The organism is Pedobacter sp. AC464 (assembly GCF_979253075.1).
Window position 1 is genome coordinate 1,429,212 of the sequence record NZ_CEEDBV010000002.1, and the last position, 18,306, is coordinate 1,447,517.

Annotated in this window: 21 protein-coding genes and 1 tRNA gene; 11 read left to right on the forward strand and 11 right to left on the reverse strand. The window is 41.3% G+C overall.

All coding sequences use genetic code 11. The annotated features are described in order from the left end of the window. Positions 1-235: 235 nt before the first annotated feature. Positions 236-307: transfer RNA gene (locus tag AC0IWT_RS17065), tRNA-Arg, on the forward strand. 68 nt (positions 308-375) lie between these two features. On the opposite strand, the gene AC0IWT_RS17070 is transcribed toward AC0IWT_RS17065, so the two are convergent. The 3 genes from AC0IWT_RS17070 to AC0IWT_RS17080 all read right to left on the reverse strand — a co-directional run bounded on the left by AC0IWT_RS17070 (position 376) and on the right by AC0IWT_RS17080 (position 3,263). Continuing rightward, complete coding sequence (locus AC0IWT_RS17070) at positions 376-1,068, reverse strand: hypothetical protein (RefSeq protein ID WP_471798061.1); 693 nt, start codon at positions 1,066-1,068, stop codon at positions 376-378. Positions 1,069-1,181: 113 nt separating this feature from the next. Next, positions 1,182-2,111 carry a hypothetical protein gene (locus tag AC0IWT_RS17075; protein ID WP_056869079.1) on the reverse strand — a complete coding sequence of 310 codons (930 nt, stop codon included), beginning with the start codon at positions 2,109-2,111 and terminating at the stop codon, positions 1,182-1,184. A gap of 153 nt (positions 2,112-2,264) precedes the next feature. Continuing rightward, a complete protein-coding gene (locus tag AC0IWT_RS17080) occupies positions 2,265-3,263 on the reverse strand; it encodes a hypothetical protein (RefSeq protein ID WP_471798062.1) in 999 nt (332 codons plus the stop codon). Positions 3,264-3,692: 429 nt separating this feature from the next. On the opposite strand from AC0IWT_RS17080, the gene AC0IWT_RS17085 reads away from it, so the two are divergent. Next, positions 3,693-4,304 carry a GIN domain-containing protein gene (locus AC0IWT_RS17085; RefSeq protein ID WP_471798063.1) on the forward strand — a complete coding sequence of 204 codons (612 nt, stop codon included), beginning with the start codon at positions 3,693-3,695 and terminating at the stop codon, positions 4,302-4,304. A gap of 116 nt (positions 4,305-4,420) precedes the next feature. On the opposite strand, the gene AC0IWT_RS17090 is transcribed toward AC0IWT_RS17085, so the two are convergent. Continuing rightward, positions 4,421-4,642, reverse strand: a complete 222-nt coding sequence (locus AC0IWT_RS17090; RefSeq protein ID WP_056869076.1) for a hypothetical protein — start codon at positions 4,640-4,642, stop codon at positions 4,421-4,423. 170 nt (positions 4,643-4,812) lie between these two features. Next, positions 4,813-5,121 carry a hypothetical protein gene (locus tag AC0IWT_RS17095; RefSeq protein ID WP_471798064.1) on the reverse strand — a complete coding sequence of 103 codons (309 nt, stop codon included), beginning with the start codon at positions 5,119-5,121 and terminating at the stop codon, positions 4,813-4,815. A gap of 197 nt (positions 5,122-5,318) precedes the next feature. On the opposite strand from AC0IWT_RS17095, the gene AC0IWT_RS17100 reads away from it, so the two are divergent. From AC0IWT_RS17100 to AC0IWT_RS17110, 3 genes are all read left to right on the forward strand, one after another. Further along, entirely contained in the window at positions 5,319-5,705 is a 387-nt protein-coding gene (locus AC0IWT_RS17100) for a (deoxy)nucleoside triphosphate pyrophosphohydrolase (RefSeq protein WP_471798065.1), read from the forward strand. Further along, positions 5,702-8,839, forward strand: coding sequence for a DEAD/DEAH box helicase (locus tag AC0IWT_RS17105; protein WP_471798066.1), 3,138 nt, complete (start codon positions 5,702-5,704; stop codon positions 8,837-8,839). The genes AC0IWT_RS17100 and AC0IWT_RS17105 overlap by 4 nt, the downstream gene beginning before the upstream one ends. 389 nt (positions 8,840-9,228) lie before the next feature. Next, on the forward strand, positions 9,229-10,281 hold the full coding sequence (locus tag AC0IWT_RS17110) for an HNH endonuclease domain-containing protein (protein ID WP_471798067.1): 1,053 nt from the start codon (positions 9,229-9,231) through the stop codon (positions 10,279-10,281). Between the two features lie 312 nt (positions 10,282-10,593). Here AC0IWT_RS17110 and msrA read toward each other — a convergent pair whose 3' ends face one another. Together msrA and msrB are read right to left on the reverse strand one after the other, a co-directional pair. Then, entirely contained in the window at positions 10,594-11,256 is a 663-nt protein-coding gene (gene msrA, locus AC0IWT_RS17115) for a peptide-methionine (S)-S-oxide reductase MsrA (RefSeq protein ID WP_471798068.1), read from the reverse strand. 11 nt (positions 11,257-11,267) lie between these two features. After that, complete coding sequence (gene msrB / locus AC0IWT_RS17120) at positions 11,268-11,768, reverse strand: peptide-methionine (R)-S-oxide reductase MsrB (protein WP_471798069.1); 501 nt, start codon at positions 11,766-11,768, stop codon at positions 11,268-11,270. 313 nt (positions 11,769-12,081) lie between these two features. On the opposite strand from msrB, the gene AC0IWT_RS17125 reads away from it, so the two are divergent. Further along, positions 12,082-12,378, forward strand: a complete 297-nt coding sequence (locus AC0IWT_RS17125; protein ID WP_471798070.1) for a hypothetical protein — start codon at positions 12,082-12,084, stop codon at positions 12,376-12,378. An 88-nt stretch (positions 12,379-12,466) separates the two neighbouring features. Further along, positions 12,467-12,832, forward strand: a complete 366-nt coding sequence (locus tag AC0IWT_RS17130; RefSeq protein ID WP_471798071.1) for a response regulator — start codon at positions 12,467-12,469, stop codon at positions 12,830-12,832. Between the two features lie 5 nt (positions 12,833-12,837). On the opposite strand, the gene AC0IWT_RS17135 is transcribed toward AC0IWT_RS17130, so the two are convergent. Together AC0IWT_RS17135 and AC0IWT_RS17140 are read right to left on the reverse strand one after the other, a co-directional pair. Beyond that, positions 12,838-13,059, reverse strand: coding sequence for a hypothetical protein (locus AC0IWT_RS17135; RefSeq protein ID WP_056869069.1), 222 nt, complete (start codon positions 13,057-13,059; stop codon positions 12,838-12,840). After that, positions 13,052-13,258, reverse strand: coding sequence for a hypothetical protein (locus AC0IWT_RS17140; protein WP_157274799.1), 207 nt, complete (start codon positions 13,256-13,258; stop codon positions 13,052-13,054). The genes AC0IWT_RS17135 and AC0IWT_RS17140 overlap by 8 nt, the downstream gene beginning before the upstream one ends. A gap of 331 nt (positions 13,259-13,589) precedes the next feature. Here AC0IWT_RS17140 and AC0IWT_RS17145 point away from each other — a divergent pair, with 331 nt between their 5' ends. Both AC0IWT_RS17145 and AC0IWT_RS17150 read left to right on the forward strand, forming a co-directional pair. Continuing rightward, positions 13,590-14,594 carry an aldo/keto reductase gene (locus tag AC0IWT_RS17145; RefSeq protein ID WP_471798072.1) on the forward strand — a complete coding sequence of 335 codons (1,005 nt, stop codon included), beginning with the start codon at positions 13,590-13,592 and terminating at the stop codon, positions 14,592-14,594. A gap of 69 nt (positions 14,595-14,663) precedes the next feature. Then, positions 14,664-15,560 carry a helix-turn-helix domain-containing protein gene (locus tag AC0IWT_RS17150; protein ID WP_471798073.1) on the forward strand — a complete coding sequence of 299 codons (897 nt, stop codon included), beginning with the start codon at positions 14,664-14,666 and terminating at the stop codon, positions 15,558-15,560. An 18-nt stretch (positions 15,561-15,578) separates the two neighbouring features. Here AC0IWT_RS17150 and AC0IWT_RS17155 read toward each other — a convergent pair whose 3' ends face one another. Both AC0IWT_RS17155 and AC0IWT_RS17160 read right to left on the reverse strand, forming a co-directional pair. Then, on the reverse strand, positions 15,579-15,839 hold the full coding sequence (locus tag AC0IWT_RS17155; RefSeq protein ID WP_471798074.1) for a helix-turn-helix domain-containing protein: 261 nt from the start codon (positions 15,837-15,839) through the stop codon (positions 15,579-15,581). A 100-nt stretch (positions 15,840-15,939) separates the two neighbouring features. After that, positions 15,940-16,191: a hypothetical protein gene (locus tag AC0IWT_RS17160; protein ID WP_471798075.1), complete on the reverse strand. Its 252-nt coding sequence runs from the start codon at positions 16,189-16,191 to the stop codon at positions 15,940-15,942. Positions 16,192-16,448: 257 nt separating this feature from the next. Here AC0IWT_RS17160 and AC0IWT_RS17165 point away from each other — a divergent pair, with 257 nt between their 5' ends. Both AC0IWT_RS17165 and AC0IWT_RS17170 read left to right on the forward strand, forming a co-directional pair. Continuing rightward, positions 16,449-17,423 (forward strand): c-type cytochrome, encoded by a 975-nt coding sequence (locus tag AC0IWT_RS17165; protein ID WP_471798076.1) that lies wholly within the window; start codon positions 16,449-16,451, stop codon positions 17,421-17,423. A 25-nt stretch (positions 17,424-17,448) separates the two neighbouring features. After that, the gene (locus tag AC0IWT_RS17170; protein ID WP_471798077.1) at positions 17,449-17,979 is read left to right on the forward strand and encodes a hypothetical protein; all 531 of its coding nucleotides are present in this window, start codon (positions 17,449-17,451) and stop codon (positions 17,977-17,979) included. The last annotated feature ends 327 nt before the right edge of the window (positions 17,980-18,306 follow it).

Genomic DNA, 18,306 nt, shown 5'->3' on the forward strand with positions numbered 1-18,306 from the left:
AAAGCCGCATGTTTTTAGGCTTATTCGCAAGCAAGCAAATGGTCAACTTAAATCAGAAACCATGTATCCAAAACATATTAAATTATGCTGCTTCGTTTACCTGTTAACAATTTTAAGGAGAAGAGTGCTCAAGAAAGATGTGGCTGGCAAAAAATGGACTTCTTTACAGATGCTAAAGGAATGTAAAGATGGTATTTTTGAGTTAAAACTTTTATTATATTTGCGGCACATAGTCGGTCCCGTAGTTCAACGGATAGAATAGAAGTTTCCTAAACTTTAGATATGAGTTCGATTCTCGTCGGGACCACTCAGCAATAATTTAAAAACCAATCCTGTAACTTCAGTTACAGGATTTTCTTTTATTAACCAAGCTACTTACTTTACCACATCTGGATACATCATTTTGTAATACGCCATTATCGTGATTACTTTCGGGTCTGTACTGTTCTCCATGCGTGTACCTCTTTTCACGAATATGAAGTTTGTGCTGAAAAAATTCTTGCCATTCTTATCGGTAGAGTTTCCCTGATAGGTAAAAATCCAGGCATCAAGTTTTGGAACATCCCAGAAGTAAGATTCTCCGTTGCCTTTAGTATCGCTTTGCTGGTACGCTGGATAGGTTTTTTTTAAGTAGGCTACAATTGCTTTAGTTTCCTGCTGGTTTACCGAACTGTAATTGAAACCGAGGTAATTGTTGCGCTGTTTCGAGCTAAGGAGTATAGACAGGTTGCTGTAGTCGGCGGCATTCCCATTGGGAAAAGTATAAGAATTAAGTTCAATTTCGCCAATTGCGTATTTTTCCAGCTTGGCTGTATTGAGTATTGCTAAACCGAGGTTGGGATCTGTATCTTGTTTGAGCTCGTTATTTTGAAGCACAACAGCTGGAACTTTCGAATTGAGCTTTAGCGAAAGAAGATCCGTTTTGGTTTGCGAGTTGCAGGAAAGGATAGTTATAAGCATCAAAAGTGCAAAGGGAAGTTTCATATTCTTAATTTTAGTAAATGTCTTTTTAGCATGGTATAGTAGCTGGCGTAGCAACTGCCTGAACCTTTGGCGCAGCTTATTCATACACTGCTATTAAATTTCCGGTATTTCTTTCTGTCGCCCACCCGTTTCCGGAATATTGCTTAAAGGTGTGCCTTTTCAGTCAGTTGGTTAGCGTTTTGGGTTCGTATCATCGTTCATTGCTTTTTCTTCAATAAATTTAATACTTCCTGTTGATTCATTTTGGCCTGCTCAACTGAAAATACAGCCTTGGTCAGGATTTCCGTTACCAGCGTTGTTTCAACGTTTTTCCCGCTTTGCATTACGCGGTCCGTCCACTTAAGTTTGCCGGGCGTGCTTGCCTGCATTAACAGGATGCGGTCGGTTATCTGCCTGTCTTCTATATTTCTGTGCGATTTAATTACCAGGCCGCCGTCCGGTTCATAGCTGACGTTTTTAGTAAAACGCAGTCCGTCCTCATTAAAAGCTTTTACAAACAATATTTTCCCGGTCCGTCCGTATTTGTAATTGCATTGCCAGGTATCAAGAATGTCGTCAGACTGACTTCGTGCCGTGCTAACCTGAGCCTGTTTAATCTTAAGCGCTGGTTTTTGGTTACCGTAAATTGCAATGAGCGGAAGCAATTCTGCAATCGGATAATCACCGAGGTTATCTTCCAGCAAACCTATAAAACTCAGAATTTTATGGCTCCCATTTACTTCTTGCTTAAATTTTAGGTAGCTCGATGGAAAAAGCTGGTATCGGTCACCTTTACCGATGTGTACCAGGTGCTGAGCGTCGTCAAAGCGAATTTGAAGACTGTCAACCTCATTCTGATTCGAAAACAGGCGCTCGGCTATGAAGAAAAGGCCCTTAGCGGTGGCCGCGAACCGATACCCAAGTGCATCGGAGATGATTCCATCTGTTAGGGTGTAAGCAAAATACTCGTCTCCAGTTGGAGATGAGGTGTACAACAGTGTACTTGCAATACTTTCAGTTGCTGTACCATCGCTTGATTTTACCGTTTTGCTCAATAAGAACGCATTGCTGATTTTTGCCGGCTCTTTTTTTACCTGGCCTGCACAAGTCAAGATTGTGAACAGGCTTAAGATTAGGTTTCTAATCATTTCGAATTGTATATACTTAGCAGCCTTTAGGTCCAGGTATTGCTACTTAAAAGATTTTAACAAAGCCATGTAAACTGAAGGGAACTAAATCGATGAAAACCAAATATTTAAGTCAACATTCGCAATGATATCAGGCAAAGTTCAATACCGCATTTAGGCCATGATATTGTTTACTTCAGCAACAAACCGCTCTACTTTTTTCGTGCTGAAAAAGCTCGATAGTATCATTGCATCTTCCTTATCGGTTCCGGGCCGTAAAAAATAAATCCGAACGTCTGTTCCTGAATAGATAAGATTAGTAGATTTCCTGACGGTTTGAATCCCGTTAAAATCATCAAAACTGTAAACTTTGTTGCCCAGGCCAATTGGGCTGCTGCGCTTTACCAATCGCGACGACTTATCAAAGATGGTCTCCGTAAAGCCGGCCAATATGATTACCGGGCCGCCGATAAGGGTAAAGAGCATAAAACACATTCTGCCTATGCTAAAATCGTGGCCAAGCCAGGCAGCAGGCGTTAATTCGTGGATGCCTATGGCCAGCAGAACCAGGCCGAGCAACACGCCACCCATTTTGTTTTTCTTTATCGTGTAGGTACCGCCCTGCACGTTAAAAAACTTATACTGGTCTATCTGCTTTGGAATGAAATCGCCTGGTGCATCGTGGAGTTCGAGCTGGCGGTGTATCGGGGTAATCACCTCATCAACAAATGCGATTGCATTGGGGTCATCATTTTTTCCATAACTGGAAGAAACCGGTATGCCTTTGCCGTAGCGGTTGTCTTTCTTAAAAACGCGATAGGTATAAGAACCCGCAAGGTTAGAAACCGGTGAGATGCCGTAAATCTTTGCAAAGGGAACAGCCGATACAGGCAGAAAGCCAAAGAGTTTCCTGCGCATAATGCCCTGCCCGGTTTCAAACTCTACAGCTGTTCCGGCCCAGGCCACAAAAAGTGCAATTACAACCGCCATTACAATCAGCAATGGCAGAGACGATGCAATATCATTTTTCAGATAGTACACATATACAAAATATCCGGCAACAAAAATGACTGCCAATACCCCGGCGAGTATGTATGATAAGCCGTAAGGATAAACAACAACCCGGTCTGGCTCAATCCTCCAGCGGGTTTTAGATAGCGATTTTAGTGACAAGGCGTTTAGTTTTTACGGTTAAACAGCGAAAAAGTATTTTGGTTTGAATGCGCAGGCAAATAACAACGTCGCGAAGATTTGCACATCGGTTTCCGAAGGCAATTAACAAAACATATTTTAAAATATCGCATTAGCTGCGGTAGCGATGAAAGAAATTAAAAAACCGCCATTCAACCGATAGTCTTTTATCCTAAGCTGAGATTTGAAACTTCTTGAGTGCTTATCAGCGCATCATAACATAACAAAAGGACAGGTAGACAAGCGGTTCGTCGATTCTACTAAAAAATGAACGGGCGTTCGTCTAGAAATTACAGGCGTTGGTCTGCTGCCTACTCTTGCTGGTATAATACGGCATTTTTAGCTGAAACGTTTCCTGGGCGACGGCGTCTTAATAACAAACAATAACAAAAAACTTAAAATATAAAAGATATGAAAACCTTAGCAAAATCATTATTCGCAGCAGCATTAACAGCAGTAGTATTCACTTCATCGGCCATGGCAACTTTCGCCGCAGAGCCAGTTAAAGCAGAAACAAAACAAGCCTCATTATCGAAGTTCAACAGAATTTGGGTGAGTGGAAATGTAAAAGTTGTTTTAAGCCAGGGCAACAAGCAGGATGTAGCCGGTAAAGTTAACTACGATGCTGCAAAAACTTCGGTAACTACCGACGGCAGAACCTTATTCATCAATTCAACCGAAGCCGATCAGGTTACCATAAATGTTACGGTAAAAGATTTAGAAAGAATCGAAGCCTACGGCGAATCAATCGTTAGTACCGAAAATAATTTTGATGTAAAGAATCTTCAATTATTTTTAAGCCAAAGCGCAACAGCGAACATCAAAACTACAGCAACAAGTTTATACACAGTTGTAAAAGACAGCGCAGTATTAAGGTTATCAGGTTCAGCAACTGAAAGCACCGTAATTGCCGGTAACATGAAAAATGTAAAAGCCGCTAACTTTGCCAGCCTTAAATCTGAGGCTTTTGCTTCTCAGGCCATTATGGAGGCGCAGCAAAATGCAATGGTTTTGGCAAAATAAAAAGCACAAACACACAATCAATAAACGGAAAGCTGCCCTTGGGCGGCTTTTGTCGTTTTTGCTGAAAAGAACGTTGGCAACCTAAATAAGTTTAAAAATGTTGCAGGCAAATTAATTTAAAGTATGCCCATTCTTTTCGTTAGTAAGGTAAAAACGCCTTTGGGCAGGGTATAGCCGGGTGTAATTGTCCAGCCTTCATCTGTTAACTCTAAGGTGCCATTGTAAAGGCTGTCTACATATATTCTGAATTGATTAGGATAATCTCTGACACGATTTACAACGATGGTCATCGATTTAAACACCACAATCCTGGTGTCTGTTTGAGCGTTACTGAACATTAAAATGAGGAAAACTTGTTTGGTTAGGGGATTAACTTTCGAAGATATGTCAAGAATTTGAAAAATCCATGCTTTAAAACTTCTGGTTTTGAGAATTGATAAACGGTCAGGCCTTCAATAGGTTAAAACCAACAACGTCCTTAACAATTGAGGAAGTTGTTGGGCTTTAATCAGACAATTTTCCACCTGAGTTTCCAGGCAAGAAAGGCAAGCAGGCCCAGGCCGGCAAGCCACCAGAGCCAGCCGCTTTGCCACCTGAAAACCTTCAAACTGTTACCTTCCTGTTTGGCGCTCGCCTGCCAGCGGGTAGCCGAACCTGTGGCCGTTTCCCTGCTTGAATTTCTGCTTTGTTTCAAGCTTTTACGTTGCCGGGCTTCAGTCCGCAAATCTACCCGACTTGCTTCTCCAGAAAAACCTTTCTGGGACGAGAAACTGAACGTTCCTTTCGGCCAGATGCGGACGCTAGTGGCAATTTGCAAACTGTCTTTGAGTTCTAAGGAAATAATGGTAAAATCTTACATGAAGCATAACTTCGAGATTAGAGGAAAAACTACTCGAAGAAAGTAAGGACATTTTCTAAAAGAAAGTTATAACCAATATCACATACTAACTGCACCTCACCATTGCCTTTACCTTCTCAAAAATTTACCTTACTTTAGAAAAGTAAATACTTATAATGCTCGAAGTTACTTGCGCCATTATTTTTAAGAATAGCCACGTATTGATTGCCCAGCGTAGCACCAATATGAAATTACCTTTGAAATGGGAATTTCCTGGTGGAAAGGTAGAGCCTGGCGAAAGTAAAGTAGCTTGCCTGGCGAGGGAAATTAAAGAAGAATTAAATCTGGATATCAGCATTGATAAGGACCTAACAGATGTGTTGCACAATTACCCAGATTTTTCGTTGCGCCTCTATCCTTTTATTTGTGCATACCAAGGTGGTGAGCTTAATGCAGTGGAGCATGCGCAAGTAAAGTGGGAAAAGATAGCCAACCTAATGGCGTACGATTGGGCAGCGGCAGATGTGCCAGTAGTGAAAGAATTAATGGAACTATATCAATGAATTTAGGCATATACGAACAGTTAATTACAGGCGTACTTAAAACGAAACTTGATAGTTTAGACAGGCAATCGTTTTACATCAATACCGCTCCTATAGATAAAGAGGAAGCCTCGAGAATACTCGCCCAACATTTAAGTTCGGCCATGCACCAGGCTTTTGGTTTAATTAAAAAAGATGTTACTAAGCAGATTGAGATTGCTAACAAAATTATAGTCCTTTTACAGCAGGAGATAGCGCAATATGATTTCAAAGAAGACATTATCGATGCAGAGGCAACGATCCTAAAGGCTGTTTTTACTACAATAGACAATCATTATAGTGATTTAGACCTGCGCTTAAAAGAAATTACACCACAAACAAGGCTTACACAAAGTGAGCTCTTTACTGGTGGGAATGTAGGTTTGTCTTTAGAAAGTGAACTCAAGAAGGAAATAGCATCAGCTAACCGCATTGATTTATTGGTGTCCTTCATCAAATGGAAAGCGATAGTAATTTTAAAATCGGCATTTGAAGATTTTACTGCCAATGGTGGCCATTTAAGGGTAATTACCACCACTTATATGGGCGCTACCGATGCAAAGGCAATTAGAGAATTAGCCAAACTACCTAATACAGAAATTAAGGTTTCGTATAATGTAGATAAAGAAAGACTCCACGCAAAGGCTTATCTATTCTACAGGAATTCTGGATTTCATACGGGTTATATTGGCTCTTCCAATTTTTCGCGGTCTGCACTAACGGATGGCTTAGAATGGAATGTTAAGATTACGACTAAAGAAATTCCGCACATTATTGCAAAGTTTCAGAAGACTTTCGAATCTTACTGGCAGCATGCAGAATTTGAGCTTTACGATGATCAGCTCCATTACGAAAAGCTAAGTGGTGCCATTAAAAACAATCGGATTGGAAAAGCAGAAGAGGGTATTATTAATTTTTTCGATATTAAACCCTACCATTACCAATTGGAGGTATTGGAAAAATTGCAGGTAGAGCGTCATATTCATGGCAGGTTTAAAAACCTAATTGTAGCAGCAACAGGTACAGGTAAGACAATGATCTCGGCTTTCGATTTTAAGCGGTTTAGACAGCAAAATCCTCAGGCAACCTTTCTCTTTATTGCACATCGAAAAGAGCTACTAACGCAAGCCCGCCATACTTTTAGAAATATTTTACGGGATGCCAGCTTTGCCGAACTTTGGGTTGATGGATTACAGATTACGGATAAAAGACACGTTTTTGCCTCTGTACAAACGCTCAACAATCAGTTGGAAGCGATGAAGGTAAGTGCAGATTATTATGACTATATTATTTTAGATGAAGGACATCACGCTACCGCCAATAGTTATCGAAAGGCGCTTAAGTATTTTACACCGCAAATTCTTTTAGGGCTTACCGCTACGCCGGAGCGCATGGATGGCGAAAGCATTTTACCTTATTTCGATAACCATATTGCTGCAGAAATACGCTTGCCAGAGGCACTAAACCAGAAACTGCTCACCCCCTTTCAATATTTTGCTATTGCTGATAGTACCGACCTATCTCAGGTAAGGTGGGAAAAAGGGAGGTATGTAGCGAGTGAGCTGAGCAAAGTTTATACGGCTAATCATAGGCGTGTGGGTGAAATTATTAGGAACCTAGAGCAGTATACGAAAGATTTTGAGGATTTGATTGCGATAGGTTTTTGTGTAACTAAAGATCATGCGCTGTTTATGAGCGAACGGTTTAATAAGGCCGGGTTGAAGTCTAAATCATTAACCAGTGATACGAGTAGCGAAGAACGTGGGCTAGCTTTAATGCAGTTGCGCACCAAGCAGATTAACTACTTATTTGTGGTTGATATTTTAAATGAAGGCATAGATATTCCTGAAATAGATACCCTATTGTTTTTAAGGCCTACAGAAAGCTTAACTATTTTTTTGCAACAACTTGGAAGAGGCCTTAGATTACATGATGGAAAGGACGTGCTTACTGTATTGGATTTTGTAGGTAATGCCAATGCCGAATACGATTTTGAAGGAAAGTTTAGGGCGCTGATTGGTAAAACCAATACAACAGTACAAAAAGAGATTGAGAATGACTTCCCACATTTGCCCTTGGGCTGCGCTATCGTTTTAGAGAAGCAAGCGAAGGAGACTATTTTAGCCAATATTAAACGGGCTACTAATTTGAGCAGAAAAAATCTGATCCATAAGATTAAGGCTTATGCGCAACATACCGACTTGCCTTTAACTCTAGCTAATTTCTTGCATATCTACAACCTGGATATCAATTTAATCTACGCCAGAAACAGCTGGTCGAAGCTGTGTCATGAAGCCGCTGTGATAACAAACTATAACCCATTAAACGAAAAATTATATACGGCCATGCTGAGGAACAAGTGGCTAAGCACCAGTTCGCACAGCTATTTCTCTTTTCTACTTAAGTTGGCTAAAGCAGATTTTGTGATTAGAGACAAAAAATTCTCTAAAACGGATGAGCTCATGTTGGTGATGTTGCACTATGACTTTTGGCAAAAACCTACAGACAGCAGTCTTATTGAAAGCATTGAAGAAATTGGCAGAAACAAAACTTATGTAGCAGAAATTATTTCGTTTTTAACCTACCGTTTGGCTCAAACAGATTTTGAGGAATATGATTTAACAAACCTATCTTATGAACAGCCTTTGAAGCTCCACGCTAGGTATACGAGAGACCAGGTATTGGTTGCCTTTAGATTAAGTACTTTGGTTAGCCAATCTAGCAATCGCGAGGGCGTGGCAGAAAACAAAGATTTAAATACTGAACTACTTTTTATAGACCTGACTAAATCGGAAGAGGATTTCTCTCCTACTACCCTATATGATGATTATGCCATTAATGAGATCTTATTTCATTGGCAATCTCAAAATCAAACCCGTAGTGATAGCGGCAAAGGTTTAACTTACATTAATCACCAGGAACTAGGTAAAAAGATATTGCTTTTTGTAAGGGAGGCTAAAACGAACCAATATGGGAATACCCAAGGTTATGTTTTTGTTGGAGACGCTAACTTTATTAAATACGAAGGTTCTAAACCGATGTCTATTACTTGGGAGTTGCAAGAACCTATCCCAAATTACTTGTGGAAGGATTCAGCTAAATTGGTGAGTGGATAAAGAATTTAAATCATCAGCGTTCTAAACGCTGAACTGATTTAAAGCCTCGTGCAGTGGTAGGTGCTTTGTTTAGCGCTCTGCTCTTATTTCACTTTATGGAATCAAACTCCAAGATAAATTCGTAGGTGCATGTTTCATTAAGGCACAGGTGTTGTTGCATTAGTAATCTATCCGATAGGATTTCCGTCCTGACACCGCATTTGGGGCAGGTAGTTGGTTGGTCGTTGCCTAAAAATATATCTGTCATTTATACTATCTATTTATTGGCAATATAATAATTGAGTGCCACAAGTAAACATTTGTTTAGATGTTGTCACTACAAATCTAAACCGATTCTAAACTTAAAGAATATTTCGTCAATGTTGCGATTATGAATATCTTGCAATTGAATGATCCCTAATCATGAGCGCTTACCTATATACCTGTTAACGGCCAGTTTTAACAATACAGCTGCGGCTTATAAATTTTACTGGTTCCTAGCTATTTTAGACGAGGTAGAAGACGGACAATATTACATCCCTAAGCAGCGGTTGTTTATCGGCATGGTTGCTGCAAGCTGGTATACAATAAATTATTTCCAGATTAGTTTCGGCAAGCAGGACCAGTTGCATGATAAGGTAAAAGAAATTGCTGCGGCAGAGGGAATAAGTATTGATGAGGAGCGAAATAAAATAAAAAGCCGCTTAACCAACAGCAACCGGTTATCTACACAACAGTTATTGTGGCATTTTAACAAGCAGGTACCACATTGGTTTTTGAGTCCGTGGTTTCCGCAACAAGGCGAAACGCGAAAATCCATTTATGAGGCATCGCAGAATTTTGAAAATGATTGCCTGTATTCGTTAGAACAGACGCACATTACGATTAATCCCATCTGGGTAGATTACCTGAAACGTAATGCCGGGATTTTAAAAAGCTTTTGTTACTGGAAGCTGAGTTTATACTTACAGAAACACAATCCTAATGTTCCGGATATTCCGAATAAGCTGATTAAACCCGCAAAAAGAAATGGCCTGGCAAAACAGCGAAAAGTTTGGGATGTAGTGATAGATGAGTTGGGCGGTGTAGATTGCATTTACACCAATACCAGGCTTTACAAGAAAGCTTTTGCCGTGGAGCATTTTATCCCTTATGCTTTTGTATCACATGATTTATTTTGGAATCTGATACCCGCTTGCCCTTCTTTCAACAGCGCCAAATCGGATAAGTTGCCGCGGCTGGAAAAGCATTTTGACAAGTTTTATAATCTACAGAAAACGGCTATTGAGGTAATTAAATACAGGCTCCCAAAAGAGAAGTTATTGGAGGATTACTTGAGTATCTTTCCTGATTTAGATGGCGTAAAGGAAGTGCCAGAAGATTATAAATTAAAGTTTAAAAGCACAATAGAGCCTTTAATGACCATCGCCGGTAATAATGGCTTTGAGTTTATGAGAGAATGATGTGTGCTGCCAGTATGCTTTCAAAAATGACTTAACCCCTTACTTCTTCGGATGCCTATGGCGTGGGTAATTCACTATAAAGATCAGCAAGAAAACTATGGCAAGTAATGCAGCAATAAGAAGGTAATCGGCCATTGCGGATGTTCATTAAAGGGTTATTTGTTGAACAGCAGATATGGCTAACCCATAAAAACAGGCTAAAAATAGGGAGGATGTGATTTAACCTGAACTGGCTTGGGGGATACACAAAGATAAAGAATATTGCGAAAAGATTTAATGCAAAAGGGGGATTAAACAATCCCCCTTGATTGATTAGCTTTTATCTTTAAATTCTGGCTTGATGAGTGCGGCCATGTTTTTCCGCAGCTTGAGCACTTTCGGCCTGGATACATTTTGAATGTAACCATTGCCGGGGTTGAGCTTATAATAATCCTGGTGGTAATTTTCTGCGGGGTAGGAAACTTTAAAAGGTACCACCTGGGTAACGATTTTATCGGCATAATGCTTACTTGCATTTACCTTTGCAATTACCTGTCCGAGTGTTTTATGCTCCTCGTCGTTTCTGTAAAATGCCATCGAGCGGTAGTCTTCACCCTCGTCTGGGCCCTGCCTGTTTACCGTAGTGGGGTCATGGGCGTAGAAAAAGGCTTCGGCAAGCTGCGCATAGCTGATTAAGGCCGGATCATAGTACACATCAACCGATTCGGCGTGGCCGGTATTGTCTGCGCAAACCTCTTCGTAAGTTGGGTTTTTAACCGTTCCGCCTGCGTAGCCGGATACAACCTTATCTACGCCTTTAAGTTCGCTCATGCCTTCTTCCAGCGCCCAAAAGCAGCCGCCTGCAAAAGTTGCCAATTGCTGGTTGGCTGTTGGTTTAGGTAAATCAGCAAAAGCATTTTCGTTTTTGCGGGTTTGTGCATCGGTGCATGAGGCGAGGAAGGCCAGTCCGAGCAGCCACAATTTATATCTTTTCATGATGATTTGATTTATTTGGCGGGGATAAACTTGAGGGCGTAAGAATTCATGCAGTAGCGAAGCCCGGTAGGTTTAGGTCCGTCATCAAAAACATGGCCCAGGTGCAGGCCGGTGCTGGCCTCTACCACTTCGTCTCTAACCATTCCGTCTGATGCATCGCGAACAATTTTGATGGCTTTAGCATCGATGGGTTTATAGAAACTTGGCCATCCAGTGCCCGATTCAAATTTCGTATCCGAGCTGAAAAGCGGTTTGCCGGTTGCTGCGCTTACATAAACGCCTTTTTTGTGGTTATCCCAATAGGGGTTTTTATAAGGCGTTTCGGTTCCGCTGTTTACCATAATATCATAAGCCTGGGCAGATAGTGCTTGTTTCCAGTAGGCAGCTGATTTTGCGGCCGGGTATTTTTTAATATCGCGGGATATTCCCCCTGCGTTTGAGGTTTTATTTTGGCTGCAGGCATTTAATGCGAGTGCCACCATGAGTATGCCGAATAATTTTAGTGTTTTCATATGGGGTATTGGTCGTTTAAAGTTTATAATCCTTACAAACAAAGCCGCTGGAATTTTTTGTCCAACTGGCTGTTATGGTAAGATTTACGCATAAAAGGGGTAAATGGTTCTTCATGGATTTGTAAGTAATGATGTGGGGTAAATGAGGCCTGCGCTGTAGCCTAGCCTGGCTCTATTTGGTGGCCGCAAAAACCCCGGGCATCTAAGAACTTGAAATAAGAGCTTAGCCAGGGCGGATTGCGCTGTTCAATTGTAATGATCATTTGACGAAACTTTTCAATTTTTTTCGGGTTATTCGAAGAAATTCTACCCTATGGAAAATAGTAACCCAAATGATATGGATGCTGCATTTGCGGCACTCCAAAAGAAGTTTGAAGCCGGTGTTGTCGAATCTGTTTTGAGTGAGAGTGGTGCTTTAACTTATATTGTTAAAGATGGCCTGGATTTAACAGAATATGCGGCAATGGCGAAGCAGGTATTAGAAACCCATGGCGAAGTTGCCCACGATTTTAAGGGCAGAGTGGTTAACGAATCGAAAACAGACCATGCAGATTTTGAGTACAAATCGGGATGGCCCTTGGATCACCTATCGGAGGGAGAAATTGAATAAGCGCTAACGCTCTCTAAAACCTTAAAAAAATGCAAAAATTAAAACGGGCCTTTTAAACAAAACGTATATATAGCAAACGCTTAGCAAAATGAGCCGCAAACGACTTCTCATCCTCGACGACGATTATAATATCTTAGATTCCCTTTCTAGCTTGTTCGAGTATGAGGACTATAACATTGTAACCTTAAGCCAGATTTACACCATTAATATTTTCGAAGACATTAGCCTCTTGAAACCAGATGTAATTTTAATGGACATTAACTTTGGCAAGTTTAATGGCATGGATTTATGCCTGAAACTAAAAGAAAACACGCAAACAGCCGCGTACAAAATTATTTTAATGAGTGCCGGCGATTATGGCGCAGTGGCTTTTAACGCCAAGTGCGATTACTATATTCAAAAACCTTTTCAAACAGCATTATTGCTCGCCACAGTTGCGCAGCTGGCTTCCTAAGCTTTTTACTGGTCTTCAAATTCTTCGAAAGCCAGCTCCATTGCAGATTTTTCCGCATAGATGATTTTCTCTTTTTCAGATACTTGCTCTACCTTGGTAAAGATGGTTATCGAGTTTGCAAGGGTGTTGACTTCAAAAGCCGGTAAAAGCTCCTTTAATTTAATCGGGTTGATTTTTAAAACCGTAGTGTTACGGTTGTACCTGTCGAAACTTTGCTGTCTAATCATTACAATAACCTTCTCCTATTTGGTAGTTGCCCCTGCTTTTCATGGGTACAACTTCACCACTTTCTAAGTAAATTTTATATAAAGGCGCTCCGTTTGCCGGTGATGTTTCTGTACTGATGGCCATAATTTTGCCACAGAACTTCTTTTTGCAACCGGCGATCAAAATTATCAGAAATGCTGTAAAAAGTAATTTTCTCATAATTGAGCCAGCTGTTTCAATTTTAATACCAAGAACAACAAAAAGCGCTATAAGTTGTAGGATTAATAATATAATCTTGCAATAAATGGAATGTTTACGCTGCGGTTTTTCTGTTGAATTACAAGGTTTTATGCGATTCAGGTACTTGGGGCAATGTTTTCCAACGAAGAGCAGCTATTTAACAGTTTAAGTAATTTTGTTGTTCACTGCCCTAAATCTAATCTGAAACAAATGATTTTCAATTCCTTGTTTTGCATACAAGATTCGGGGCTTAGCAAACATGCGCTTCCTGAAAGTTCCGCACTTTTGAATCATGAAAAACAACAACATTATGGAATTAAAAAAAATAGCATTAGGTAGCGCAGGACTTGAAGTTGTACCAATCGGTTTAGGTTGTATGGGGATGACAGGTTTTGAGGAAGCACATATGTATGGGCGGGCCGATGAGCAGGAAGCCATTGCAACCATTCATCGCTCCTTTGAACTGGGCGGCAACTTTTTGGATACGGCCGATTTATATGGTCCGCTTAAAAATGAGCAGCTTATTGCCAGGGCCATTGCCGGCAACCGGGATAAATATACCATTGCCACGAAGTTTGGCTGGGAAATTAACGATGAAAATAAAGTAACCTGGGCCATTAACGGCAAAAAAGATTATGTTAAAAAGGCAGTAGAGCGATCGCTGAAAAACCTGAATACCGATTACATCGATTTGTATTACCTGCATCGCCTGGATAAAAACACGCCGGTTGAAGAAACGGTCGGTGCCATGAGCGAATTGGTAAAAGAAGGTAAAATTGGCTACATCGGCCTGTCGGAAGTCTCTTCTGAAACGGTAAGAAGAGCACATGCCGTGCATCCGGTTACGGCGGTACAGAGTGAATATTCGCTCTTCGAACGTGGGGTTGAGGAGCGGGGTGTTTTGCAAACCTTAAAAGAACTGGGCATTGGCTTTGTGGCTTACTCCCCGCTGGGAAGGGGATTTCTATCCGGACAAATCCGCAATATTGATGACCTGCCTGAAAATGACTTCAGAAGAGGAATACCGCGTTTTCAGGAAAGCCATTTTCACAAAAACCTGGAACTTGTTGCCGCAATTGAAGCTTTGGCTGCCGAAAAGAACATCAGCTCAGCACAACTGGCGCTCGCCTGGATTATGGCCAGGGGCATTGTGCCTATTCCCGGAACGAAAAGGCGGAAATACCTGGAGCAAAATATCGCCGCCGCCAGCATTGTGTTGTCCGACGCCGATTTGAACAGGCTGGAAAGCATCGTGCCGCTGGGTACCGATACTGGTAATCCTTATGATGAGTTTAGTATGGGCCTTATCGATTAGCAATATTAATGGCTGCATTTTATACCGGTGCAGCCGTAATTCTAAAATTCTTTATCCTTAATTCGTATTATGAACGCTATTAAATCGATATCGCAGTTCCACAAGCTGTTGTCTTTACCAGAGCCGCTGCACCCGCAGGTAAGCGTGATTAACCTGGCCAAATGTATTTTTCTGGAAGATGAAATCTGGAAGGGATTTGTGAATATGTTCTATTGTGTGGCGCTCAAAAGAGACGCAACCGGGAAGATAAAGTACGGCCAGCAACATTACGATTATGACAAAGGCGTACTCAGCTTCACGGCGCCCAATCAGGTGCAGCAACTCGATCTGCACAATATGGAATGCGGTTCCGGATACCTGCTTATTTTTCACCCCGATTTCTTAATCAAGCATCCGCTGGCGGCTGCTATTAACAATTATGGCTTCTTCTCTTATGCCGTTAATGAGGCGCTGCACCTTTCTGCTGAGGAAGAAGAGGATTTAATTGTTATCCTCGATAAAATAAATAAAGAATGCAGCCATATAGACCGGCATACTCAGGAGATTATTTTATCGCAGATTGAACTTCTGCTGAATTATTCGAACCGCTTTTACGAGCGCCAGTTTATTACCCGCAGAAACAATAACCACCAGGTTCTCGCAAAATTTGAGCAACTGGTTAACGATTATTTTCATAAAAATGATGTTGCAAAACATGGCCTGCTTACCGTGCAGCATATTGCGGGGCAGATGAATTTAACGCCGAACTACCTGAGTGATTTGTTGCGTGTACACACGGGGCAGAATACACAGCAGCATATACACGAGAAACTTATCGAAAAGGCGAAGGAAAAGCTTTCGGCAACAAGCTTATCGGTAAGTGAAATTGCTTATGCACTGGGTTTTGAGCATGCACAATCTTTCAGCACTTTATTTAAAAAGAAAACGAATATGTCGCCCGTTGAATTTCGGCATGCCTTTAGTTAGCCAACCAGAGGGATGCCCTTAGTTATTAGATGCTAAGCTTGAGGTGATTTTTGCCAGGGTTTGTTCGCTGAAATTATGTTTTCCGTTTAGCCATTTATTAACTTCAGCTACGTGCGTATCCATTAGCTGGGCGAGGTTGCCTGCGTTTAGGCCCTTCTCATTAAGCATTTCGGCAACCTTGCCTGCAGTTTCGAGGTTTATTTGTGTTAACTTTTCAATTGCCGGATTGCCATTTTCTTTTATCCAGTTCGAAACCATATCTTCTTTCTCGGTACTCATGATCTACTTTACGCTTCTTTAAAAACTGCGGCAAAGATATTAATTTGACGGCATCCTTAAAATGGACTTCATTAAAAAAGCGTTCGAAGACAGTTAGATCTTAGCTATGTCCGGTACCACTAAATTGCCCGGTGTTTGTATCTAACGGGGTTTCTGATATCTTCGGTACGGTTTCGTGGTAAGAAGCAGCTAATACATCTACATAGTCTTTCAGTTTTGCGAGTTTTTGATTAACGACTTCCTGCGCTTCTAAGTTGTGCTCTGGCGCACCATCCATTGTTTTAATTACATCGAGTGCATAATCGATAAAATCTTTGGCGTTTTCTGAAAGTAGTGGTTTTGGGCTGATCATATTTCTGGTGCAATGGTTAAACTTTGAAAGGAACAATTTAAGGCAATTAAAGTTTTGAATGTTTGTATCGGGGTTTGCGACAAGCCGCCTTCCTAAACGTTCCTCGCCATAAAATTGGCAAAGCTGGAAAACAGAGCAGCGTTTTAGTATAGGCTTTTCCCGAGGCCAGGGTATGCTTAAAAGTTGTGCATCTTTTTGATTATTAGTTATTTGCAAATTAAATATTTTGATTATTTTAGCTAAAAAAACAAATCGAAATGAAAACGCTCAAAGTTCTCCTCGTCCTCTTCGGACTCATTATCCTATTGGTTGTTGCCGCAGGAAGCTACGTTAAATTTGCACTGCCAAATGTTGGCGATGCCCCTAAAATTTCTATTAACGCTACACCAGAGCGGATTGAAAATGGAAAGTACCTGGCAAACCATGTTACAGTTTGTATGGACTGCCACAGCTCCCGTGACTGGACCAAATTTGCTGGTCCGATGAAGGCTGAAGGATTTGGTGCAGGCGGTGAGGTGTTTAATCAGCAGATGGGTTTTCCGGGTGTATACTACGCGGCCAACTTAACCCCTGCTGCGCTAAAAAACTGGACTGACGGAGAAATATTCCGGGCGGTAACCAGCGGTGTAAACAAGAATGGAAAAGCACTTTTTCCGGTAATGGCGGCACACCGCTTCGGTAAAATGGACAGAGCGGATATTTACGACATCATTGCCTACATCAGAACACTTCAACCAATAGAAAAAAACATTCCAGAATCAAAGTCTGATTTTCCGGTTAATTTCATCATCAATACCATGCCGCAAAAGCCTGCTTTTGAGCAGAAGCCTTCAACAGCAGATACCGTAAAATACGGCGCTTATTTAGTTAATGCAGCGGGTTGTGTAGATTGCCACAGCAAAACAGACAAAGGTGCGGTAGTTAAAGGTACCGAATTTGGGGGCGGAATGGAATTTGTTCAACCGGGCGGTACGGTAACTACTCCAAACATTACTTTTGATAAAGCAACCGGTATCGGCAGCTGGAGCGAGCAGGCGTTTGTGTCTCGATTTAAGCTTTACGCCGACTCTTCATATCATGCACCAGCAGTTGGAAAAAACGAAATGAATAGCCCAATGCCCTGGATGATGTATGCCGGAATGAAGAATACAGATTTGAAGGCCATTTATGCTTATCTGAGAAGTTTGAAACCGATTATAAACCGGGTTGAGAAGTTTAAACCTGCGAAATAACAGTCTGGATTATCGATAAACTGCGATGAAAACATTGAAATATTTTCTAATGGTGATTCTGATGGCGGGCGCAGGTTCTGTGGTTGCACAACAAACTGCGCCTACCGCTGCAGATCTTATCATTTATGAAAAGGCGGTAGATAAATTGTATCCTGCAGATCGAGAAGTACCTTATCCTAGACAATTTTTTATTGGCGAGCAAAGTCTTTTGGAGATCGGGGTGTACCTGTCAGAAGAGCATACAAACGATAGCATTTCTACGTTTCTCAGTAGTGGATGGTCTTTTGTGCGCAAGTTTAAGTCGCTCGTTCCTGATAGGCGCTGGAAATCGGTTTCAACCAAAACCTTCAAAGGCAGCGCCCGGAAAATAAAAAACAGCGTCGACCAGGAAGTTTTGATGTTTAGTTCTGTGCTTTATGCAGATAATGGTTCACAAGCTTTTGTCGTCAGCCAGTCCTTAAGTAACCGTTTGATTCAGAACAGGTTATTTTTTTTCTTTGAAAAACGCAATGACTTGTGGTTTTTGCGAAGCGTTCAATTGCCGTATCTGGAATAGCAGGAGTGCTGGGACGTTTTTTGACGTCGCTCAAATTTTTATGTGGATTGAAGTGATGACCTCTTTTTTTCTGCTATTTCCTTTTCTCGGTTGGCCACCGAAGGGCTTTACTTTTTTGCTTGATCAAAAAAGTAACAAAAAAATCAAGGCTTGGAACTGATATCGGCTATCCTCGTCGAAACTTTTATTGCGGCAGCGCAAGCACCCGATGAAAAATCGGGCAGGACGCGCTGCCTTGTACAGAATTATTTTAATGGTAGTGCAAAAGTTTCAACGGTCTATCCTTCTATCCGTTCCTATGCCGAACAACATGGCGCAAATTAGAGG